Here is a 21453-nt window from a genome sequence, read left to right on the forward strand (position 1 = left end):
TCGAAACAGACCTTAGGGTCAGGACCTAGTGAGCCTTGCCAATGCCCACATCGTCACGGGGCTTGCCCTTGGATGTGCGCTGCGCGGCGGCACTCGCACCGGCAAGAACCGGGCCGCAGGCGGCGGACTTGGCATCGCCGATATCGACGAAGGCCAGCAATCCGGCGGCAGGCGTGGCCACAACCGCAAGCCCCAGCCCCACGCCGGCACGACCGATCAACTGGGGGCTGATGACGTCGAGCGTGGGGTGGGCGAAATTCCCGCGCACGCTGACGGGCGATTGGCCTGAAAACAGGCTGAACTTCTTCCCATCGGCGCGGAAGGCGATGTCGATCGCCTCGCTGTCGAAGCTGAAAGCGCCCCGTCCGGTGACGACGTTCTTGCTGGTGTCGATCAGGATCGGATCTGCCGCCGCCGTGCCGTTGCGAACGGTGAAGCCGACAAGCCCGCAGTTGATCTCGATCGGCTTCTTCAGCTTACCCTGGAACATCTTGGTCACGAAAGTACCGATGTCCAGTTCGGCCAGCTGCGCGTTCTGCGTCCACAAGGTGCCGCGCGGCATGACGACGGCGATACGGCCCGATGCACTGGCAAGCGAATCGTGGATCGTATCGCCCCGGCCCTCCAGCTTCAGACGGCCCTGGATGGTCCCGGTGGTCCCCGACTGTGCAACGCCATATCCGGCCAGCAATTGCCCCATCGGCGTGCGGGCCAGCCGTATGTCGTAGCTTACTGCCGACGGCCGCTGACGCGTATCGAAGATCAAATCGGATGCGACATTGCCGCGCGCCATGGAGAAGGTGAGCGGAGACAGCGCCAGCCGGCCGTGATCCAGAACAAGCTTGAGGGCGATGTTCTGCACCGGCACGTTGCGGGACCGTATCACGCCGATCTTCCAGTCCAGCGTCGCATCGAAGCGTTGCATGGCGGCCACCGGCAAGCGCGCGTCGGGCAGCACGCGGCGCGGACCAGCGCCGGTCGCGGCCGCCGCTGCAACCGCGCCCTTGGCGGCGACGATATCGGGATTGTAGCCGATGAAGGGCGCCGCATCGATGATATCAAGCTGCCGGGTGTTCAGCGCCGCATCCATGTGCAACCGATCCCCGTTGGCTATATTGAGCCGGCCCGACAGATCCGAATTGCCGAACCGTCCGGCAAGACCGGTAAAGCGATAGTCCGTCCCATCCTTCACAAGCTGCGACGTCAGCGTGTAACGGCGCGTCTGCGGGATCACGACATCGATGATGCCCAGCAGTTCCGAAAGATCCCGCCCTTGCGCGCGAACGTGCAAGGGCACGCCTTCGATATCGGAAATCGAAGGAAGCTTGCCGGATACGTCGATCACGTTGTTCGCCGCCCAGGCCCTCAATTCCAGGGCATTCTCACCGCGACCGATCGTCGCATCGGGAGAAAGCAGCCGCGCGGTCACGCGGAAGGGCGTGTCCCTCAGCGTGCCGTCACCATGCAGGGCAACGGCCTTGCCGATCCGGGCATCCTTGGAGACGATGGGGTCGACCTCCAGATCCGCCGTCAGCGGCATGCGGGGATCGACATAGCGGATCCGGGTGCCGGTTATGGTCGCCCGATCGACGCGGGGCAATTCCAGCGGCTTACCGCTGCCGGGCTTCCCGAAAGTCCAGGTATTGCTGCGATGGGGCGCATCCCACTCCAGATCCGCAGAGCCGCCATCCAGATCGAGTGTATAGATGTGACGCCGCCCGAAGATCAGCGACAGCGGCGCTATTCGCGCGTCTATTCGCCGGGCCGCGAACAGGTCCGGCCGGCCAGCCCAGCCCGGATTGGCCACGCGAAGTCCTTCGGCCAGAAACTTGATCCGCAAGGGCGCGAAGTAGAGTTGGAAATCGCCGGCTACGCTGATCTTGCGGTCGGCCAGCGAACTGGCGACGCGCTCGAACGGATGCTTGAGAAACCGGCCCTTGGTTATGAAAAGGACCAGCCAGATCGCAAAAACCACGCCAATGACGGCCAGCAGAATACGGGCCGCCCACCGCAGAGCGGGGCGGGCAGGAGATGCCGCCGGTGAGGCAGGGCTCGTCCGCATTTCGCTGTGCGCGCTGAAGATGCCGGTTTTCGCGTCCATGATGCCCAGAAAGCATCCAAGCGAGCCTCTTTGTTCCCGGCATACCGACGCTGCCGAACGGCTGATCGAAAATTACGCGCGTCCTCTTCAACCGCGACGTCGCGCGCCGGCGCCATTCCCGTCGATAGTGGCCAGGATCGCGGTCGGGCTCCAGCTTCCGAGCAGTGCGGCGACATGGGCCGATCCTGTGGGCCGTCCAAACAGGAACCCCTGCCCGTAATCGCAATGGTTGCGCACCAGATGCGCCGCCTGGACGACCGTCTCGATGCCTTCCGCAACGGTGCTGATGCCCAGATTGCGCGCAAGGTCGATCACCGCGCCCACAATCGCGGCGTCCTCCCGCTCGAAATCGTCCAGTCGCGAAATGAAGGAGCGGTCGATCTTCAGCGTATCGACGGGAAACTGCTTGAGGTGCGTGAGCGAGGCATAGCCGGTGCCGAAGTCATCCAGCGCGATCTTCACGCCCTCCCGCGACAGCACGTCCAGCGCCGAACTCACGTTCTGGGCGAGCTGCCCCACGAAGACGCTTTCCGTCACTTCCAGTTCGAGCACATGCGGTGGAAGGCCCGCGCGGGCGAGGCGCTCCAATATCCTTTCGGCGAAGTCGCCCCGGCGGAAATCGCCCTCCGCCCCGTTTATGGCGATGCGGCCCGCATCGATGCCGGCATCGCGCCACGCCCGCAGGTCCGTGATGACCTGTTCCAGCATGCGATCGGTCAGGCTGGTGGACAGGTCCGGGTCGTTAAGCGCCGCGCCAATCGCATCGGGGGTGCGCAAGCCGGAACCATGATGCCAGCGAAGCAGCGCCTCGAACCCCACGCATCGGCCCGTCCGCAGGCAAACCTTGGGCTGGTAGAAGGCCACAACGCGATCTTCCAGCAAGGCCTCCCGCGCATCGTACAGCATCTGCGTCTCACGCTCCGCCGCCTCGCGCAGATCGTTTCGGAAGGCATAGAAGCGCCCCGGCCCGTCGTTCTTTGCCGCGTAAAGGGCAAGGTCGGCGCTCTTGTGCAGTTCCTCGGAATCCTGGCCGTCGCGAAACGCCACGGCCGAGCCGGCGCTCAAACTGATGTCGAGCCGCCGTCCCCGGAAGAACACCGCCCGCCCCGCTTCGGTGAGCAATTCGTTGGCCAGTCTAGCGCCCGTATCGTCGAGATTCTGCTCGGGCAGGATGATCGCGAATTCGTCTCCTCCCAAGCGCGCCACCGTCGCCGATACGGGCGCGCACCGGATCAGCCGTGCGGCGATTTCCCGCAGCAAGGCATCGCCTGCGTCGTGGCCCAGATTGTCGTTGGTGGCCTTGAAGCGATCGACATCGAGAACGAGCAGCCGCACTTGCGTTCCCGCCGCCGCGGCATTGCAAAGCGCTGCTTCCAGCCGATCGGCGAACAGGCGGCGATTTGGCAGACCGGTCAGTGAATCATGGTTGGCCGCCCACCGTAGCTTGTCTTCGTAGCGCTTCTGACTGGTCACGTCCTGAAGCGAACCGATCAGCCGTACGGGGCGCCCGTCGCCGCCGCGCACCACGTGCCCTCTGCCGGCGAGATCCAGATAAGTGCCATCGCCCGCCAGGAACCTGAATTCCTGGACCCACTGCACGACATCGGGGTCATCCAACTGCGAAAACCGCGCAAGCACACAATCCCGGTCATCCGGGTGAATGCGTTCGACCCACCAATTACGGCAGGTTCCCGCAAGCGCCTCCGGATATCCCAGGACAGTCGCGGCGGCACCGCTCCATTCGATGCGGTCGCTTGTCAGGGAGACGTCCCAGATGATGTCGTTGGTGGCTAGCGAGGCAAGGCGATAGCGCTCCTCGCTCAGCCGAAGGGCTTCTTCGCCCCGCACTTGGTCGTGAATATCCTCCAGGGTCCCGTACCAGCATTGGACGTTCCCCTGCGCGTCGCGGCGCGGCAGCGCCCGGGCGCGAAACCACCGAAAGCCGCCATCGCCCTGCCGCAGACGATAGCGCAAATCGACATCGGTGCCGTCCGGCAGAAGCAGCGCCGCATTCCACCGCTCTCGCACCAGCGGCAGATCGTCGGGGTGAACCGTTTCGGTCCAGCCCCATCCCAGTGCCTCGGCAGAGCTGAGCCCGGTCGACCGCGACCAGCGCGGACTGACCTCGATAATGGCGCCCTGCGCATCCGCGATCCAGGGTATCTGCGGATTCAGCTCGACCGAATGACGATAGTGCTCCTGCGTCGACTGCAGTTGCTCGATCAACAGCGTCATCTCCGCCCGAGCGAGGATCGCTGCCTGGAACGTGGCATGAGAATTGGCCAGCATGCGAAGGATCACGCACGCCGCCGCAAGAAACGTCAGTCCTATGCCGGTGAGATAGATGTCCTGGGAGAAAATCAGGCGCGCGGTGACGGGAAGCGCCCCGCAAAGCAGCACCAGTCGCCCGGCGACAGGATGGGCTTGAAGGCAATAGCAGCAACTGATCGCGCCCAGAAACACATACAAGGCGATCGCGGTCGTGCGGCTCGGCTCCACCAGTTCCATCAAGATCAGCCCCCAGCTTCCAAAAGCCGAGCTGATGAGGACCGAAGCGACGACGACACCGGCCAGATACCGCCGGATCTGGGCCGCGCCAACCTCCTTGCGGCGGCGCGCCAGCCAGATCAGCGCACGGCACCCGATCAGCGCAGAAAGCAGCGCCGGCACCGCCATCGTCAAAGTATTCGATACTTTTCCGTATGTTGCCAAAGCAAGAAAACACGCGTCGACAAAGATCAACCCGTACATAAGCGGTATCTGCGCACGCAGATCGCCATATCTCGCCTTGAGCATCGCCTCCTGGCCTAGCCCGGTAGGTAGCACACCACATCCTCGGTCCATCTACGCATTATAGCGGCATGATGCGCCTGAAAGCCGTCTCAGCGGTTAACAAGGCAGGCCGTTTTAATCCGTTAAAGGCCGGAGGTGTTCCACAGTTCCCGTATTTGCTTCCGACTGCGCCGTTTCCATGCTCGTGCCGGACTATCGCCCCCGTTCAGGATGACCGCGCACTCGAACCGATCGCCTGTTCGATGGCCAGTTCCAGATCGCGCTGGCTGAACGGTTTGCCCAGCTTGACCATGCGCTGCTGGGCCCCCTCGGGCAATTCGCCGTAGCCGCTGGCCAGGATGATCGGCAAGCCCGACTGCAATTCGGTGGCCAGATCGGCCAATTGGGTTCCAGTCATGTTGGGCATCGCCTGATCGGTAATCAGCAAATCGACATCCGGAATTTTTCGCAACAGGTCGAGCGCCAGCTGCCCCGAATGGGCTTCGAACACTTGGTGGCCCAAATCCTCCAGCATCGCGGAAGTATTCATCAAGATCAGGCCATCATCATCCACCGCCACGATTTTCAGCTTTCGCTCTGCAATCGGAGCGGGGATATTTGCGGTCGACGGGGCGGGTGCCGTCGCGGCCGATTGGGCAACGGGAATCCAGAGCGTCGCCGTCGTTCCCTCTTGCGGAATGCTCTCGATCATGAAGCCTCCGCCAAGCTGCTTGGCAAAGCCGTGGATCATCGAGAGGCCAAGGCCGGTTCCCTTGCCAACGCCCTTGGTCGTGAAAAACGGCTCGGTCGCGCGGGCAAGCGTTTCGCGGTCCATGCCGTGCCCCGTATCAACGACGGCCAACTTGACGAACGATCCCGCCGGAAGGTCGGTCATCTCGCCATGGGCAACCTGCTTCAGGCAGGCCTCGATGCAAACCGATCCCCCCGCAGGCATCGCATCTCGCGCGTTCACCACCAGATTCAGCAGCGCCATTTCCAGCTGGTTCGTATCCACCAGAACCTGCGGCAATCCCGCCGGGATCGCCAGCTCCAGTCGCCACGGCGGCCCCAGCGTCCTTTCGATCAGTTCGCGGAAACCCGTCACAAGAGTTTGCACGTCGACATGTTCGGTGGAGAGGTCCTGCCGGCGGGCAAAGGCCAGCATACGCTGTGTGAGCGCAGCACCCCGATCGGCGCCCTGCTTAGCATTGTCGATGAGACGAAGCGCATTCTCATCGAGAGAGGCGCGTTTGCGCAGAAGTTCGAGGCTGCTCGTTATCGCCATCAGCAGATTGTTGAAATCATGCGCGATGCCGCCGGTCAGCTGGCCGATCGCCTCCATCTTCTGGGCCTGCCTCAGCGCCTCTTCGGCTTGGCGGCGAATGGCCACTTCCTGTTCGACACGCGATTCCAGATTATCGTTAAGCTCGCGTAGCGCCGCCTCCTGTTCCTTGGCGGCGGTGATGTCGTAAATCACCCCGATCAGGCGATATCCCGTACCTTCTCGCGCTATTTCCCCGCGCCGCGCTATCCAACGGTGTCTGCCATCGTCGCGGCGCGCAATCTGGAATTCCGCATCAATGCTGTCGCCCGTCATGGCGTCACCCGGGTCGGGAATGATGCGGTCGCCATCGCCAAGTCGAACGCTGTTGATCGTCTGAACCGGCAGTATCGGCGCGGGATGCAGGCCCAGAAGCCAGCAAAACTCGTCCGACACGGCAGCCGTCGCAAATCCATCGATATATTCGAATGTGCCGATCCCGCCGGCCGATTGCGCCACGCGCAGTCGCTCTTCGGTCCGTTTGCGCTCCGTAACGTCTACAAGCAGTCCCGTGAACCGGACGGGCGCGTCGTTTTCATCGAAGTGGGCGTGCCCGCGCGCATGCATCCACAATATCGCCCGATCGGGGGCGATGACCCGGAATTCCTTCGAGAAGAACTCCGCCCCAGCCAGAATGCCCGCCACGGCAATGCGCATCCTTGGCCGGTCGTCCGGATGGATCGCCTTGAAGAACGCGCCGGTCGGCAGGCCGGCGGCGGCTTCCTCCGAGTCGATGTCATAGAGTTCGGCGAAGCACGCATCGACGGTCAAGCGATCGGCTGCAATATCCCAGTCCCACGTTCCGCTGGCACCAGGCGCGACCGGCAGCAAGCTGATGCTCGAATCGCTCATACCCCGGCGCTATCCTCACCCACCACGCGCTCGATGAATTCGCCAAGCAAGTCCTTCAGCGTCGCGAGCGACGGAAGGTCCATGATCATGGCGATATATCCGCGGATGTCGCGGCGCCGGACGGCGAAATCGATGTAGAGGAACAGTACCAGCCCGTCGCCCTCGCCATGATCGTTCGCTTCGAAGAGGCTGGCGCCGGTGCCGCGCAGCACTTCGGGTATCGTCATCGTCAGCGATCGCTTTAGCATGTTCGCCATCGTCGCCAGGCAGGAATTGAGGATCACGTTGCCCGTTTCGGCAAGCGCCTCCAGTTCCATTTCCAGGATGTCCTCCGGCGAAAGCTCGTCCCCGGTCACCGCGCGGACGAGTTCGAGGCTGTTCGTCTCGGGAAAGATCAGCAGCGCCCGCCCTGAAAACGGGCCTGTAAAGTCCTGCCGCACCGCCACCAGATCGCTGACTTCCCGCTCGCTGATGAGGCGCGCGGCGCGCGTTTGGCTCACAACCTCGATCGAGGGGACGGAGAGCAGAACCTGCTCACCAATCATCTTGCGCAGACTGGATGCCGCGCGGCTGACGCCGATGTTGACGATCTCCGTCAGCGCGTCGCGCTCAAGCTCCGCAAGGACGAGGGTGTCGGGGATCATGCCCGCTTGGACCGGAAGCGCAGGGCCGCGCCGGAGAGAAACGGTTCGAGCGCGTCTGCCGTGACAGGCTTCGATACGAAGCCGGCGCCGATCTCACGCGCACGTGCGACGATCTCGTCCTGGATATTCGCGGTGATGATGGCGATAGGCATGTCGGGAAGGAGAACGCGCAACTCGCTTGCTAGTTCTAGGCCGTCCTTCTCTGTCATGTTAAAATCTATCAGCGCCAGATCCGGCACCGTTTCCTCAATGATTTCGAGGGCCTGAGCGGCGCTTCCCGCCTCAACCTTGGTCCATTCGGGCTGAAGTTCGGCCAGTGCCTTGCCGGCGACAATCCGCGCCAGCTTGCTGTCATCTACGATCAGAACGGTAACGGACATATGCAACTCCGAAAGCGGCCGCCTGCGGCGGTCCGGCTTGTCATGGGAACGTGGTTTCACCGTGGTCGGCAACGGCCAGGGGGGCAAGCAGATCGGCAGCGAGCGGGCACTCTTCGGGGAGATTGAGGATTGCAGGACTCAGCGCAAACAGAATCTGCACGACGGCAAAGTGCACGCGCGTCACCCCTGCCAGGTCGACCGGCCCGTCTGGCTGCGTTTCCAGCGCACCCAGCAGATCCTCCGCATCTTCGGCGCCGCATCGTCCTTCCAGCACGATGCGACCGCTATCCAGCCTCACCGTCATGCCACCAGCTCCGGAATGTCCAGCACGACGAGGACATCGCCCTCCGGCGTCAACGCCGATCCCATTATTCCTCGCATCGCCGCCAGCATGCGGCCGGGCGGGCGGAGGACGGCATCGATCCGCTCCCCAAACCCATCGACCTGCAACGCCACCGCTTCATCGCGAATGCGGGTAATGACCAGGCGCGCGTGCAAGCCGTCGCACGGCTCGGTTTCCAGCAGACTGCCCAGATGAAGCACGGGAATGGTCCTGTCGCGCAAGACGCAGGCCACGCCGCCACCGACGGGTAGCAAAGCGGACCGATCGATCCGCACGGTCTCCACCACCTGTTCCAGCGCCAGCCCATACCGCTCCTGCGCCACTTCGACGACCAGCAAGGGCGTGGTGAGCGCGCTGACCGGCAAGTTGATATGGAAGTTCGTACCGCGCCCGTGCCAGCTCTCGACCGCGATCGTACCCCGCATCGCCTCGGCCGCGTTTTGCACGATGTCCATTCCCACGCCGCGCCCGGAGACTTGCGAAACCGCAACCGTGGTAGAAAAGCCCGGCCGAAATATCAGCCTTAGCGCATGGCCGTCGTCGAAAGCGTCCGCAGCTTCGGGCGTGAGAAGTCCGCGCTCCACCGCGGTGCGGCGGATCCTGTCCGGGTCCATGCCGGCACCATCGTCACTGAGCGTGACGGCGATCCGGTCTCCCTCGCGCCGAAAACCCAGCGCGATCCGGCCGCGCTCGTCCTTGCCCGCCTCTCGTCTGGCATCGGGCGCCTCGATCCCGTGATCGACGGCATTGCGCACGAGGTGGAGCAGCGGTTCGAACAGACCGTCCGCGATCTGCTTGTCCACCTCCAGCTTATCCCCCGTGATCACGAGGTCGATGCTCTTGCCTAGGCTCTCTGCGATTTCGCGCGCCAGGCGCGGTAGGCGCCGCAGGGCCGGCGCCAGGGGGACCAGACGGACAGCGCCGAGATCGCGGCGCAGCTTGCCGTTGGCCCGCTCGATCGCAAGGTGAGCGCCGCGCAGGCGCGCAGCCAGCGCCGGGTTCAGCCGCTGCGCTTCTTCGGCAATAGGCCCCAGCGCGTTGATCGCCACGATCAAATCCCCCAGATCGTCGGCCAGCGCGTCCAGACGGCGGCCCTCCACGCGCAAATAAGTACCGGAGGGCGATTGCGGTTCCAGCGCGGAACGGCCTGTGCCAGCCTCCGCCGGGGCAACGGGAATCCGGGCGAATTCGACCTGACCGGGCACGAGGCGAAAAGCGCTGCGAAGCGCCTCGTCAGATGCCGTGCTCAATCCTTCCAGCACGCTGAAACAGGTAAACGGTTCGAGCGCGGTTATGCCCGGCCATTCCGGCGCGGCCGGCGACACCGCCAGCGAGACGAGTTCCGGCACACCCTCAACGATCGCAAGCGGGTCCTCGCCACGAAAGAAGCAATCCGCATCGGGAACGTAGCGAAAGGCGGTCAGTGCATGGGCGGCATCGGCAATGGCCGCGCTTTCACGCGATTGCAGCGCGCGAAGCCACTCCGCCCCGGCCTTCTCCGGCGCGTCGGACGCAAGGCTGTTCTGAGAGGGCACCGACGGCCCGCCACCTGCCGATGGCAATCGCGCCATCGCAGCCAGGCCGACCTCCTCGGCATCGGCCGGCAGGCTGCCCGTGGCCTCCATGTCGTCGATCCATCGGTCGGTCTGATCGATACAGCCCAAGAGTCCGGCGATAGCATCCGCGTCCAGCACGCCAGTCCCCCTGCGCGCCCGATCGAGAAGGTCTTCCGCGGCATGGAGCATTCGTTCGGCCGGCGTCATCGCGAAGATGGAGACCGAACCCTTCAGGGTATGGACGGTGCGAAAGGCGCTGTCGATATGCGCATGGTCGGCCGGATCCGCCGCCAGCGCGGCAAGGTCCCGTCCCGCCTGAGCGACGAGATCGCGGCCCTCGATCAGGAATTGTTCGAGCATGTCGTCCATCAGTCGCGACGATAGACGATTGCGTCGGGAAGGCGAGTGAGCGTGAACCGGTTGGAAATCCGCCCCATCGATTCACTGTGCCCCAGGCAAACGAAGCCGCCGGGGTTGAGGCAGTCATGGATATTGTTCGCCGCCATCAGGCGCGCCGCATCGTCGAAATAGATAAGCAGGTTGCGGCAGAGAATGACGTCGAACTTGCCCTGCCGGGCCATGTCGGCGGAATCGACGATATTGGCCGGTGAAAACCGCACGGACTCGCGAATGTCCTGGATGATGCGGCGCCGGTGCCGGTGCTCTGCCTCGAAATAGGCCTGCTTCACCGTCGTTGGCAGGCGCGCCAGCGATCGTTCCGCAAAGTACCCTTCCCGCGCCTTGGCCAAAGCCTGCGTGTCGATATCCGATCCGACGATCTCGATATTGTAGGCATCCACCAGCCCCCAGTTTTCAAGCAGCCACAGGGCGATCGAATAAGGCTCTTCCCCGGTTGAGCAGGGCAGCGACCATATGCGGACGAGGTCGCCTGGCCGGCGCACGCGCACGAGTTCGGGCAGGATATCGTTCGATAGGGCCGCCAGCTGATGCTCTTCGCGGTAGAAATAGGTCTCGTTGATCGTGAAGGCATTGATCAGCGCCTCACGCTCTTCGAGATGGCTGCCCAGCAGGGCAATGTATTCGGCGGCGCTGGAAAGCCCGGTCCGGCCCATCCGGTCGGCGATCCGTCGCTCGATGTAATAGCGCTTGTTCTCACCGAAAATCATGCCCGTCCAGCGGTACAGCAAATCCCCGACGCGGGCGATTTCCACGCTTGTGAGCGGCACGTCCGCGCGCGAGGCGCCTCGCCCGTCAGTCACCGGAGACACGTTTCGCAAGTTCTTCGGCAATCGCGTCGAGCGGGCACACACAAGACGCACCGTTCCTGGCCACCAGCGCGCCGGGCATGCCCCAGATCACCGCCGTGCTTTCCGCCTCGGCAATGGTCTGGCCACCCAACTTGTGCAATCTGGCCATGGCCGAGGCTCCATCCGTCCCCATACCGGTCATCAACACGCCAATCAGCCTTTCGGGTGCAACGACCCGGATGGCGCTTTCGACCAGGCGGTCGACGCTCGGATGCCAGAAATGCGCGGCGCTGGAAGGTGCAGGCAAAGCGACGAGGTTCCCGGTCCGGCGCGACACGATCAGGTCCGCATCGCCCTTGCCGATATAGGCGTTGCCGGGAACCAGCCGCGTGGTCCGGGTCACTTCCTGGACAGCCAGGGGCCCGATACGGTCCAGCCTGCGGGCAAGAGGCCCGGTAAAGCTGCCCGGCATGTGCTGGGCGATCACCACCGGCCACGGAAAATCCCCGGGCAAGTCGGCAAGGAGCGCGTCCAGCGCCGGCGGCCCTCCGGTCGAGCATCCCACCAGCACCACACCGGTTTCCTGCATCGGATCCGCCATGATGGTGGCAGACGGCCGGAAGCCCGACGAAACCGACGTTCCAGCGTCTTCACGGGGCGCATTTGCCCGCCTGCCGGTCTGAAGAGCGCGAACCCGCTCACGCAGGCGCGAAGCGCGCGAGACATGCGCTTTCGCAGCTGCGCGCACTCTATCGACCAGATCGTCCGCAATGGCGTCGATCTCCAGCGAGAGCGCCCCCCGTGGCTTCTCCACGAAATCGACGGCGCCCAGGCTCATCGCCTCCAGCGTTTCTTCCGCCCCCTCGCTAGTCAGCGATGAGACCATGACGACGGGGCAAGGACGCAGCACCATGATCCGGTCGAGGCAGGTCAGCCCATCCATATCGTGCATATGGATGTCCAGCGTGATGACGTCCGGCTCGAATTCGGTGAGCAACTGCAAGGCTTCCGCCCCGCCCCGCGCGGTCGCGACATCGAACTCGCCGGTCGCACCGAAGATATCGCTTAAAAGGCGCCGCATGAGCGCGGAATCGTCGACGACCAGCAATTTCGTCACGGTCAGGCCTTCGAAACCTTCGCGCTGAGGCTCGTCAAAAGATCGCGCTCGGCACGATCGAGCAGCGCTTGCGGATCGACCACCAGCACCAGATCGTCGCTTCCCGCCAATTGCGCGACCCTATCGAAAACGCGCGCCTCCTCGCTGCCAAGGTCCGGCGCTTCCCGAAGGTTCGCTTCGGGAATTTCGACCAGTTCCGACACGGCATCGACGATGAAACCCGCCGTGAGCGACCCGATGCGAACCACAATGACACGCGGCTTGCCACTTGGGGCGGCAGCCGAGCCGGCGAAACGCTGCACCTGATCGATAACGGGAATGACCTCGCCCCGCACGCTCATCAGCCCTTTCACGAAGGCGGGCGCCTTGGGTAGCGGTGCGAGGCGTTCGGGCAAGCCGGCGATTTCCTGCACTTCACCGACTGGCAAGGCGAAACGGTCCTGACCGATGCGGAAAAGCACGAAACGCTCCCCTTGCTGCACGGTCGAGCCGCTCTCCATGTCTTCATCGTCCTCGCAAGCGGTTTGCAGCAGCCGCGCGGTCACATCCTCGCGCAGCAGCTGATCGCAGGAAAGCACGGAGAGCAACCGGGTTCCATCGTCCATTCGGCAAATCGCCTGGATCTGCGCTTCACCGCCGCGCTTTAGGGCTTGGGGAACAAGATCGATCCGCGATTCCGACACCCGCTCGATGGCCTTCATGCCTTCGACCACAAGGCCGACGCGGTGAGTGCCCACATGCACCACGACGACCCGTGCTGCCGAGGTCCTCTCTCCTTCGCGAAGGCCCAGCAGTGCGGTGAGCGACAGCAAGGGCAGCACTTCGCGTCGCAGAGCCATCGTTCCCACTACGGCAGCGTCCGCGTGCGGCATGACGGTAATGTCGACCGGCACGCGGACCACTTCCTCCACCGAGTCGAGAGGAAGAGCGAAGTCCTGTCCCCCCGCCAGGAACGCGACAAGCGCGTGCGTGCCCCCCTCCACCGCCCGATCCGCAACCTTATCCTCCCCCATCCGGGCAAGACCGTGCGCGGCCGCAGGCGCGCGGCGTTCGGGAACGGCGCGTTTCAACAACGCGGCGATATCCAATCTGGACAGGTCCTGCACAGCTTCATCCCCCGTCAGCCGCGCAACCGCGCTGACGGCAAGCCCGATCGGCCCGTCCAGATCTGCCACGATGATGCGGCCGGTCTCCACATCCGGCTCGCCCAGCAGGCGCGCTACCGAAAGAACCGGAACCACGATGCCGCGCAAATTGGCGAGCCCCAGCAGCGCGTCAGGCCCGTGCGGGACCCGCGAGAGGCGGGCCGGCGGCGCGATTTCCCGCACCAGAGTGGCCGGCAAGCCCAGTTGCCGTTCGCCAACGCTGAACGCCAGCATCCGTTCTGCCAAGGCAGAGGCCTTCGCCACCGCGCTCAGGCTGCCCCGGCGGCCAGTGCGCCGGCGATAGAGGCAATGTCTTCGATGGAGGCTGCCAGCGACTCCGCGCTTTGCGCCTGCTGGCGCGCGGCAGAGCTGGCTTCCCGCGCCGCAGTCGCAGCCAGATCCGCAGCCTGCGCGATCTGGTCCGTGCCGCCCTTGACCTCGCGCACGGATCGCAACATGTCTTCGGTCCCGGTCAGGATGGCGCCATTCACGGCCCGAACCGCGTCCAGATCCTGAATCACCAACCCGAAGCGATCGATCATCGCCCGGTTGCGCCGCACTTCCGTTTCGGCCGCACCCACCACTTGTTCGAGATCGCGGCGAACGGATGCAATCTGATCCTGGATCTCCCGCGCGGAATCCTTGGTGCGTTCCGCACTCTCTGCAGCCTCTCGCGAAAGCTTGCGGATATCGGCCGCCACGGTGGCGAACCCCCGCCCCGCTTCGCCGGCCCGCGTCGCTTCGACCGCGCCGCTGACGGCCAGCATGCTCGTCTGAACGGCGATCAGTGCCAGATTGTCCGCCATCCGCTCGATCCGGCGACTTGTCTCGCCCAGCACGGCATAGAGGCCCAGCACGCCGTTCACTTCGCCAAGCGCGGTGCCCACGCCCTCTGCCAACCGCTGAACCAGTTGCCGGCTTTCCTGCACCGAGCCGACGATGCCGTCGATGGCGCCGTCCGCCAATTGCGCGCGCGATTGCGCGATTTCCGCAGCCCGCTCGATCTGGGACATTGCCGCATTGGCCTGAATCGTCGCCGAAGCCTGGATATGCGTGCCGCGGCTGACCTGTTCCAGCGCGACCAGAATCTGCCCCGAGGCGCCAGACAGTTCCTGGATGGTCGCGGAAAGCTGCTCGGCCGCGGCCGCCACTCCGACCGCAGCCCTCTCGACATCGCCGTCCTGCAGCCGCTCGGCAAGTTCGCCCAGCGCCTCCGCCGTCTGCTGGCTCTCATCCAGCGAAATGGTCTGTTGCTCCACGGCCTGCTGCGCTTCGGCGGCGGCTGCAGACTGTTCCTCCGCCGTGCGGGCGATCTGTTCTGCGCCCCGCTCGGCTTCCCGCATCGCGCGTTCCGCCTCGATGGCGTTCTCCAGAATCTCCTGCGCCCCGCGTGCAAGCGACTGCAGATCCTCCGACGCCGATCGCAGGCGAATGACGACCTGGTGCCCGGACTGGGTTTCACTGGTCGCCGCGTTGGAGGCCGCCCGCACCCGCTCCGCAATCCGCACGACTTCCTCGCCGATCCCGGCCGCCAGTTCCCGCACCTCGTTTGCCCGCGCTTCGGAGTTTTCCGCCAGCAGGCGAACTTCGTCAGCCACGACCGAGAAGCCCGCGCCGCTATCTCCCGCGCGGGCGGCCTCGATCGCAGCGTTGAGCGCCAGCAGGCTGGTCTGATCGGAAACGTCAACCACGTTCGCGCCAATTCCGACGATCCGGGTAGCAGCCTCCTCCAACGTCATCATCAGCCCGGCCGCTGCCAACTGGCGCTGTGCGCTCAGCTCTATGGCGGAAACGGAGGCGACGATCTCCGCACTGATGTCGGTGAAACTGCCCTGCACCGCTTCCGCCTGACGCTTGGAGCTTTCTGCACGGACCCGGGCCTCGCGGAAACTGGTACCCAGCGCGGCGATAAGGCCCAGCGATTCCTGCACGGCACCGGCGGCTTCCTCCGCTCCGCTGGAAATCTGGTCCATCGCTCTTTGCAGCTGCGCTGCTGCCGCCGATGCTTCGCCCAGGCTGCTCGCCAGATCCTGCGTGGTCTCATTGACCCGGTCGACCGCCGAGATCGGCGCCTTGGCCCGGCTGCGACGGCGCGACTGCACCGGCGCCTTGGCAGAAGCATGCGCGGTTGACGCGGCCGAAGGCGTCTCCGGAGATTTGGCGCGGGATCCGAGGGTCGATTTCTTTACCAGCGCCATTGTTTCCCTCGATTCTGTGACAACGCCTGTTGGCTTACGCCATGGAAAGAGGCGCCGCTAGTGGCCCCTCAATTGCCGGGTTCCAAAATCAGACCTCGGCCTCAACCGATAGTAACCCGGTTGTCGAGCCAGGCAAACACCCGGGCGTCTGAGCCCCATCGCATCATCACCATCGCAAAGGCGCGGGAACCACTGATCGCACGGTCCGTTTTGCAGTCATACGTTATCGAACAGATGGAGAGGAATCATGGGAAAAGGCATCTTGCTTTGGCTGCTCGGCATTCCACTTCCGATCATCCTTATCCTTTTGCTCCTGTGGCACTGAGAATGGCGATGACCCCATACAGCAACGTCGATCCGGCGCTCTATCCCAACGGCGCACCAGCAGGTTCGGATGGCTCCGCCATGTCCTGGTCCGCGATTTTCGGAGGGACCGTGGGCGCCATCGCCATCACCCTGAGCTTGCTCGCGCTAGGTTCCGCCCTTGGGCTGGCGACAATCTCGCCATGGCCCGGGCTCGGAGCAAAAGCGTCCACCTTCGCGATCGGGACGGGAATATGGCTGATCGTAACCCAATGGCTTTCGGCCCTGACGGGTGGCTATCTCTCGGGCCGGTTGCGCACGCGCTGGACCGGGCTCCACACCGACGAAGTCTTCTTTCGGGATACGGCGCACGGCTTTCTTGCCTGGGCAACCGCAACCGTCATCCTGGCGCTTGTGGCAGTGATGGCCGGGGCCTTGATGAGCACCGCCGCCGCTCCTGACACCACCGTCGTCGTTACGCGGGAAGCAGCAGACGCCGCGCGCAAGGCGGGCGCCGCCTTCGCCGGGTTTACCGCGCTCTCGCTGCTGGTCGGCGCGTTCATTGCAAGCGCGGCCGGCGCAATAGGCGGGCGCCTGCGCGATCTGCACCCCTGATTTTGCCGAATAGCAGCAGAGTTGGGCAAGCGGTGTGGGCGCCGGTGGAACCCGGTTGCCCACGCCGCTTATAACGGAAGCCATCATGCGAAAAACCAGAATCGCCTTCGCCCTACTCGGTGCAACACTGATAGTCTGCGCCTGGATCGCGACCCCGAGACTGGGTCCCGTCAGCAACAAATCGGTTCCACAGCCGGATAAGTCAGTCGACATCGCGCGGTATATGGGACGCTGGTATGAGCAATACCGATACGAAGCCTCCTTCCAGAAGGACATGGACGGCGTCACGGCGGACTATTCGCTCAATAACGACGGCACCGTGCAGGTCGTCAACCGCGGCCGAAGAGGCAGCAATTGGAAGCAGTCGAACGGGAAAGCCAAAACCGTTGACACGGCCACGAACGCAAAGCTCAAGGTTTCGTTCTTCGGCCCGTTCTACGGCAACTACTGGGTGCTCGACCACGGCGACGATTACGAATGGTCGATCGTGGGCGAACCCTCCGGCCGTTATCTCTGGGTGCTCACGCGGGAAGCGCGACCCGGCGTCCAACTGCTTTCCGAACTGGAAGCGCGGGCCAAGGCGCTGGGTTACGACTGGTCGCTTGTGCGCAAGACCCAGCAATAAAGCACGCCGCACAAGGCCGAACGATGCGGCCGCTCCCGCCCGGCTGGAAAAGACTGCAAGACCTGTCGGAACCAATCCGCCTTGACGACATTATCCCTGTAATGCGCACACTTGATCATCGTGAGGGCTGACCATGGCCGAAAAATTGTTCAGCCTCCTTCGCGCCGAGCAGGAACGCCTGAAACGAGTGATTGCGGAACTGGAAGCCGGCGGCGCGGCCTCGCCGGCTGAAATCCAGCGACTGGAAGCCTTGCACGGCGCGATCACCGATCAGATTGGCAGCTGGATGCGCGACCTTGATGGCGATGGCGCTAAACCTTTGCGATGTGCCGCATAGGGGGAACTGAAGGACCTGCCCCCCACCCGCAGCGATGATGCGTGATCGATGCCGAACATGTCGACTTTCCGGTTTTGACCTTGGCGGAATACCCGGCATCGTTGTCTGGTCTGATGGTGCTTTAACGGCATTCCTCCTTGCGGTCCTGCCTCGCCTTCGACGATCGATCTGCCCACAAAAAGGATTTCTGCGGAATTCCAGCTTCGGAGGGTAAGATTGGACAGGATCGCGCGGCTTGAGGCAATCGCGGAAATCCGCAATCTCAAAGCGAAGTATTTCCGGTGCATGGACTGCAAGCTCTGGGATGAGCTTCCCTCGGTATTCACCGAAGGGATGCGGGTCATGACACCCGACGGGGCAATCTATTCCGAAGGCGGCGCCCATTATGCAGCAAGCCTGAGGCATAGCCTGGAAACGTCAATCTCGTGCCAACAAGGCCTGACCAGCGAGATCGAGATCATCGACGAGAACACCGCCTCGGCCATCTGGGCCATGCAGGACGTGATCACGTGGCAGGATCGGCACCCCAAGCAGGGATGGAAGAGCATTCTCGGCCGCGGGCACTACCATGAGACATATCGGCGCGAAGGCGGTTTCTGGCGCATCGATACGCTTACGCTGACCCGCCTCAGCATGGATATCGAGTGGCCGATCGACGATCCGCTGACCGGAGATGCCCATGACTGAGCTGCACCGGGCAGATCGTTTCGCCGCCGACCGCACCGACAATCCTTATTGGAACGAAAACGTCTGGTTTTCGCTATCGATTCCGGAGAAGCGGTTGCACGGGATCATTCAATATTGCTTCCGCCACAACATGGGCCTGCAGATCGGTGGCCCGATCCTCTGGGACCCTTCCGGGCGCTATCAATGGAATTGCCTCCATTACGGCTGGAGCCACCTCCAGGCGATACCCGCGGACGCAAGCAAATACGACGTAACCCTGCGCAATTCCCTGTCCGTGAAGGTGCTGGTGCCGATGCAGAGCTATCGGATCAGATACGACAAGGATGGGACGGAAATGGATTTGCTGTGGCAAGCCGTCTCCCCCGCTCACCTGATGGAAAGCGACGACCCTACCCAGCAAGCCGCTGCTGCATTTCACTTTGAGCAGCCCGGACGCATGACAGGAACCATTCGCTGCAATGATGAGACGTTCAACGTCGATTGCTGGTCGATGCGTGACGGTTCATCCGGCCCCTACGATACGGAAATCTGGCCTACGGGCGGGTATTTCTGGGGAATTGGCAAGGGAGCGAGCTTTCTGGCGCTTTGCATGGGCGATGCCCGCGAAACGGCTACGGTCGGCGGCTTCCTTATGTTCGACGACATTCCGAGTTCGATAGCTTCGGGAAAACGCACCGTGCTCGAATACGGCGAGCATGGTCCTTCACTGGTATCGTTCGAGGCGACAGACAGGGCTGGCCGCTCGATCGCGGCAACGGGGCGGATCGATCCCGGCCTGATCTTTACAGGCTACACCGATCACACCGTCATCTGGTCACTCCTCGAATGGGATGTCGCGGGCGAGCGGTTCTGGGGCGATAATCAGGAGTTCTATTCCGCGCAAAACTTTCGCCACATTGCACGCGGCGAAGTCAGGCTGGGCGCAGCTTGACGGGGCGATCCCACGGCACTCGCCGAATTCCGCTCAAGCCGGCAATCTAATCCGGCTCACGATTGAACGCGGCGTGGGCTATCCAGCTATGGCGTTTCCCTTCATTCTCGGCGATGTCGAAGGAAAGATAGTCCTTCCCCCCGCGAAAGCAGAATCGTGCCAGAAATCCGTCCGAAAGCGTTCCTCGATTTCGAAGCATCGTCGCTGGCCCAGCGAAGCCATCCGATCGAGGTCGCCTGGGTGTTCGAGGACGGCAGCTTTGAAACGTTTCTCATCCGCCCCGCCCCGAACTGGACGGATTGGGCTGCCGAGGCGGAAGCGATCCATGGCATTCCCCACGAAACCCTGATCAGCGACGGCACGGCGCTGGAAGAGGTCGCCGCCCGCATGATGGCACGCCTGGCAGGCCATGACCTGCTTGCCAGCGCGCCTAGCTGGGACGGCAAATGGCTCAGCACACTGCTGCGCGCTGCCGGGCAGCCTCGCCACGCGCTGAGGCTGCGCGACAGTGACGATGCCTTTCGCGAAGCGGCAGAGGCAATCCTGCAGGATGTCGTCACCGGCGCGGAACTCTCCGCATTGGTCGCCGATATCCTTGCCCGTACCGAAGTTCCGGCCGGCATGCCTCGTGCGCACCGCGCCTTGCCCGATGCCCAGGCGGAATGGCGGCGCTGGCTGGACGTAAAGGCAATGGCCACAAAAATGGCGGCCGAAGCCGGCAATTAGGTGCGTTCAGCACTCCGGGAGCCGGACGCAAGGCTGCGGAATGTGATCGACCATCTGGGGCCATCGAGTTCGGCGATGCTATGTTCCCAACAATGGCGAACTTCGCCGGAGAGGAGGTAGAGGCTGCGCGGCAAGGCTTCGTGGGTGAAGCGCGAAAACCCATGCTCCGTTCGGCGTCGGAAACGCAGCGGTGCCGATCTGCCGAGCGAAAGGCCCGCCACATCCCCGAACATCGGCCGGTCCTTGTGCCAGCCGATCGTGGCTCCGGGATCGTAGCGGATCAGCAAGGCCTGCTCCAGAACCTCAGGCACAAGGCCCAAACGGCCAGCCACCAGGTTCCGTGCCGGAACCAGCCAATCGGGAATGGGCTCCCCTCGCTCGGCCCGTCCTGAATCAAAGTCGTACGTCCACCCGAATGAGCACGTCAGGCGTTTGCCCAACCAGCCCTGGAAGCGGAATGGCTTCAGGGCACTGGCATCGATCCGCGCGATCAGTTCGCGTTCCTCTGCCGGGGAAACGACCTCCTCCCAGCTTTCGAGGCCGGTGGGTTTCCCTTCAGACGTGGCCGGAGGCGCCCCAAACAGATCGAGTTGCCTTGGCGATTGGCCTTGCACCATGTCCACGCCCGCGTTCGAACGGCTCACCGTAGCTGGCTGTCCTTGCTGCCCCGGCGGTTTATCGCCGAATAGACAGGCCGTTGCTCGCGCCTGGACTGGCAGGCCACGCAAGTGCGCACACCTGGCACGGCCTTGCGCCGCCCTTCAGGGATAGGCTCTCCGCAAACCTCGCATTCGTCCAGCCCCTCGCCCTTGGGCATGGACGCCCTCGCCGCCGCGACCGCATCGTTGAGACTGTCTTCGATCTGATCCTGAACGGCGCCATCGGGCGCCCAACCATTCGCCATGGGCTTGCTCCTCGATACAGGAGATAGGAAGCCCCGGCCGGATTTCATCCAGGGCCGCGTTCGCCGCAAAAGCGTCGCGGAGACGGGTTTGAGCATCCGGACATTATCCGCTCACCGAAGGCTCCGCCCTCTCCGGCGCCCTTCATGGAACGCGTTCGCCCGGTCCGGGCTTATATCGGCAAAGGAGAGGTCCCATGCCCGAATACGAACCCGAAGACGCGCGCGATATCACCGGCACCGCTTCCACCCCGGACGGTCGGTGGACCAACCGCGACGGCAAGCCACCCAAGGGCGTGCCCAATCACAATTCCGATCGCGCCCGGGAAGCCGAACTCCATCCGGACAAGGAGGATGAGCGGCTCAATCCGGGTCAGAACACGCAGACCACCGGCGGTGCCGGCTGATCCACCGGGCGCGGCGAAAGCCGCCGATGAAAGGTCCCCACGATGGAGAGAAACGACTTGATCGACGTGAACGGTGCGACTGCGGAGGAACTGGACACGGTCGCCTGCCTCAAGGGGCATGGCTTCGAAATCGTGCGCTATCGCGAGGAGCGCGGCCGCTTCACCGAACTGCGACAGCTTGAGGAAGTGCCCGGGCTGGCCGGCAAAGTCGATTACGACGATGCACTGACGGTCGGAGAGCACTGAGCCTGCGGCGATGATGCCGATGCCCGATGCTTCCCTTC

21 protein-coding genes are annotated in these 21453 nt (G+C 63.7%); 8 read left to right on the forward strand and 13 right to left on the reverse strand.

Annotated features, from left to right (window positions below):
- Positions 1-25 precede the first annotated feature (25 nt).
- The 11 genes from WBP07_RS24735 to WBP07_RS24785 all read right to left on the reverse strand — a co-directional run bounded on the left by WBP07_RS24735 (position 26) and on the right by WBP07_RS24785 (position 15637).
- A complete protein-coding gene (locus WBP07_RS24735) occupies positions 26-2062 on the reverse strand; it encodes an AsmA family protein (RefSeq protein ID WP_395398240.1) in 2037 nt (678 codons plus the stop codon).
- 126 nt (positions 2063-2188) lie between these two features.
- Entirely contained in the window at positions 2189-4777 is a 2589-nt protein-coding gene (locus WBP07_RS24740; RefSeq protein ID WP_395397737.1) for a putative bifunctional diguanylate cyclase/phosphodiesterase, read from the reverse strand.
- A 322-nt stretch (positions 4778-5099) separates the two neighbouring features.
- The gene (locus tag WBP07_RS24745; protein WP_395397738.1) at positions 5100-7046 is read right to left on the reverse strand and encodes a PAS domain-containing protein; all 1947 of its coding nucleotides are present in this window, start codon (positions 7044-7046) and stop codon (positions 5100-5102) included.
- Positions 7043-7690: a chemotaxis protein CheX gene (locus tag WBP07_RS24750; protein ID WP_395397739.1), complete on the reverse strand. Its 648-nt coding sequence runs from the start codon at positions 7688-7690 to the stop codon at positions 7043-7045. The genes WBP07_RS24745 and WBP07_RS24750 overlap by 4 nt, the downstream gene beginning before the upstream one ends.
- A complete protein-coding gene (locus WBP07_RS24755; protein WP_395398241.1) occupies positions 7687-8070 on the reverse strand; it encodes a response regulator in 384 nt (127 codons plus the stop codon). Before WBP07_RS24755 ends, WBP07_RS24750 begins: the two co-directional genes overlap by 4 nt.
- Before the next feature lie 40 nt (positions 8071-8110).
- A complete protein-coding gene (locus WBP07_RS24760) occupies positions 8111-8374 on the reverse strand; it encodes a hypothetical protein (protein ID WP_395397740.1) in 264 nt (87 codons plus the stop codon).
- Complete coding sequence (locus WBP07_RS24765) at positions 8371-10338, reverse strand: chemotaxis protein CheA (RefSeq protein ID WP_395397741.1); 1968 nt, start codon at positions 10336-10338, stop codon at positions 8371-8373. The genes WBP07_RS24760 and WBP07_RS24765 overlap by 4 nt, the downstream gene beginning before the upstream one ends.
- A complete protein-coding gene (locus WBP07_RS24770) occupies positions 10338-11189 on the reverse strand; it encodes a CheR family methyltransferase (protein WP_395397742.1) in 852 nt (283 codons plus the stop codon). The genes WBP07_RS24765 and WBP07_RS24770 overlap by 1 nt, the downstream gene beginning before the upstream one ends.
- A complete protein-coding gene (gene cheB / locus WBP07_RS24775; RefSeq protein ID WP_395397743.1) occupies positions 11182-12294 on the reverse strand; it encodes a chemotaxis-specific protein-glutamate methyltransferase CheB in 1113 nt (370 codons plus the stop codon). The genes WBP07_RS24770 and cheB overlap by 8 nt, the downstream gene beginning before the upstream one ends.
- Positions 12295-12296: 2 nt before the next feature.
- Positions 12297-13685, reverse strand: a complete 1389-nt coding sequence (locus tag WBP07_RS24780; RefSeq protein WP_395397744.1) for a chemotaxis protein CheW — start codon at positions 13683-13685, stop codon at positions 12297-12299.
- Positions 13686-13708: 23 nt separating this feature from the next.
- Positions 13709-15637 (reverse strand): methyl-accepting chemotaxis protein, encoded by a 1929-nt coding sequence (locus WBP07_RS24785; RefSeq protein WP_395397746.1) that lies wholly within the window; start codon positions 15635-15637, stop codon positions 13709-13711.
- Between the two features lie 333 nt (positions 15638-15970).
- Here WBP07_RS24785 and WBP07_RS24790 point away from each other — a divergent pair, with 333 nt between their 5' ends.
- From WBP07_RS24790 to WBP07_RS24815, 6 genes are all read left to right on the forward strand, one after another.
- Positions 15971-16555 carry a hypothetical protein gene (locus tag WBP07_RS24790; RefSeq protein ID WP_395397747.1) on the forward strand — a complete coding sequence of 195 codons (585 nt, stop codon included), beginning with the start codon at positions 15971-15973 and terminating at the stop codon, positions 16553-16555.
- Positions 16556-16766: 211 nt separating this feature from the next.
- Positions 16767-17180, forward strand: a complete 414-nt coding sequence (locus WBP07_RS24795) for a lipocalin family protein (protein WP_395398242.1) — start codon at positions 16767-16769, stop codon at positions 17178-17180.
- 133 nt (positions 17181-17313) lie between these two features.
- Positions 17314-17517, forward strand: a complete 204-nt coding sequence (locus WBP07_RS24800; RefSeq protein ID WP_395397748.1) for a hypothetical protein — start codon at positions 17314-17316, stop codon at positions 17515-17517.
- A gap of 216 nt (positions 17518-17733) precedes the next feature.
- Entirely contained in the window at positions 17734-18204 is a 471-nt protein-coding gene (locus WBP07_RS24805) for a nuclear transport factor 2 family protein (protein ID WP_395397749.1), read from the forward strand.
- Positions 18197-19135 carry a hypothetical protein gene (locus tag WBP07_RS24810; protein WP_395397750.1) on the forward strand — a complete coding sequence of 313 codons (939 nt, stop codon included), beginning with the start codon at positions 18197-18199 and terminating at the stop codon, positions 19133-19135. The genes WBP07_RS24805 and WBP07_RS24810 overlap by 8 nt, the downstream gene beginning before the upstream one ends.
- A gap of 156 nt (positions 19136-19291) precedes the next feature.
- The gene (locus tag WBP07_RS24815; protein ID WP_395397751.1) at positions 19292-19861 is read left to right on the forward strand and encodes a transcriptional regulator; all 570 of its coding nucleotides are present in this window, start codon (positions 19292-19294) and stop codon (positions 19859-19861) included.
- Here WBP07_RS24815 and WBP07_RS24820 read toward each other — a convergent pair.
- Positions 19858-20505, reverse strand: a complete 648-nt coding sequence (locus tag WBP07_RS24820; RefSeq protein WP_395397752.1) for an alpha-ketoglutarate-dependent dioxygenase AlkB — start codon at positions 20503-20505, stop codon at positions 19858-19860. The two genes, WBP07_RS24815 and WBP07_RS24820, sit on opposite strands and share 4 nt — an antisense overlap.
- The gene (locus WBP07_RS24825; protein WP_395397753.1) at positions 20502-20765 is read right to left on the reverse strand and encodes a DksA/TraR family C4-type zinc finger protein; all 264 of its coding nucleotides are present in this window, start codon (positions 20763-20765) and stop codon (positions 20502-20504) included. The genes WBP07_RS24820 and WBP07_RS24825 overlap by 4 nt, the downstream gene beginning before the upstream one ends.
- Before the next feature lie 194 nt (positions 20766-20959).
- Between WBP07_RS24825 and WBP07_RS24830 the strand changes: the two genes are divergently transcribed.
- Together WBP07_RS24830 and WBP07_RS24835 are read left to right on the forward strand one after the other, a co-directional pair.
- The gene (locus WBP07_RS24830) at positions 20960-21169 is read left to right on the forward strand and encodes a hypothetical protein (RefSeq protein ID WP_395397754.1); all 210 of its coding nucleotides are present in this window, start codon (positions 20960-20962) and stop codon (positions 21167-21169) included.
- A gap of 57 nt (positions 21170-21226) precedes the next feature.
- On the forward strand, positions 21227-21415 hold the full coding sequence (locus WBP07_RS24835; protein ID WP_395397755.1) for a ComEA family DNA-binding protein: 189 nt from the start codon (positions 21227-21229) through the stop codon (positions 21413-21415).
- Positions 21416-21453 lie beyond the last annotated feature (38 nt).

It is taken from the genome of Novosphingobium oxfordense (genome assembly GCF_044029435.1).
GTDB lineage: Bacteria > Pseudomonadota > Alphaproteobacteria > Sphingomonadales > Sphingomonadaceae > Novosphingobium.

What these genes read in the sequence shown, in the direction of transcription:
- WBP07_RS24760 (WP_395397740.1), bottom strand. Translation starts at nt 8,374, where the DNA reads ATGACGGTGAGGCTGGATAGCGGTCGCATCGTGCTGGAAGGACGATGC.
- WBP07_RS24810 (WP_395397750.1), top strand. Translation starts at nt 18,197, where the DNA reads ATGACTGAGCTGCACCGGGCAGATCGTTTCGCCGCCGACCGCACCGAC.
- WBP07_RS24825 (WP_395397753.1), bottom strand. Translation starts at nt 20,765, where the DNA reads ATGGCGAATGGTTGGGCGCCCGATGGCGCCGTTCAGGATCAGATCGAA.
- WBP07_RS24785 (WP_395397746.1), bottom strand. Translation starts at nt 15,637, where the DNA reads ATGGCGCTGGTAAAGAAATCGACCCTCGGATCCCGCGCCAAATCTCCG.
- WBP07_RS24790 (WP_395397747.1), top strand. Translation starts at nt 15,971, where the DNA reads ATGACCCCATACAGCAACGTCGATCCGGCGCTCTATCCCAACGGCGCA.
- WBP07_RS24765 (WP_395397741.1), bottom strand. Translation starts at nt 10,338, where the DNA reads ATGGACGACATGCTCGAACAATTCCTGATCGAGGGCCGCGATCTCGTC.
- WBP07_RS24800 (WP_395397748.1), top strand. Translation starts at nt 17,314, where the DNA reads ATGGCCGAAAAATTGTTCAGCCTCCTTCGCGCCGAGCAGGAACGCCTG.
- WBP07_RS24755 (WP_395398241.1), bottom strand. Translation starts at nt 8,070, where the DNA reads ATGTCCGTTACCGTTCTGATCGTAGATGACAGCAAGCTGGCGCGGATT.
- WBP07_RS24745 (WP_395397738.1), bottom strand. Translation starts at nt 7,046, where the DNA reads ATGAGCGATTCGAGCATCAGCTTGCTGCCGGTCGCGCCTGGTGCCAGC.
- WBP07_RS24830 (WP_395397754.1), top strand. Translation starts at nt 20,960, where the DNA reads ATGCCCGAATACGAACCCGAAGACGCGCGCGATATCACCGGCACCGCT.
- WBP07_RS24750 (WP_395397739.1), bottom strand. Translation starts at nt 7,690, where the DNA reads ATGATCCCCGACACCCTCGTCCTTGCGGAGCTTGAGCGCGACGCGCTG.
- WBP07_RS24735 (WP_395398240.1), bottom strand. Translation starts at nt 2,062, where the DNA reads ATGCGGACGAGCCCTGCCTCACCGGCGGCATCTCCTGCCCGCCCCGCT.
- WBP07_RS24740 (WP_395397737.1), bottom strand. Translation starts at nt 4,777, where the DNA reads ATGGCGGTGCCGGCGCTGCTTTCTGCGCTGATCGGGTGCCGTGCGCTG.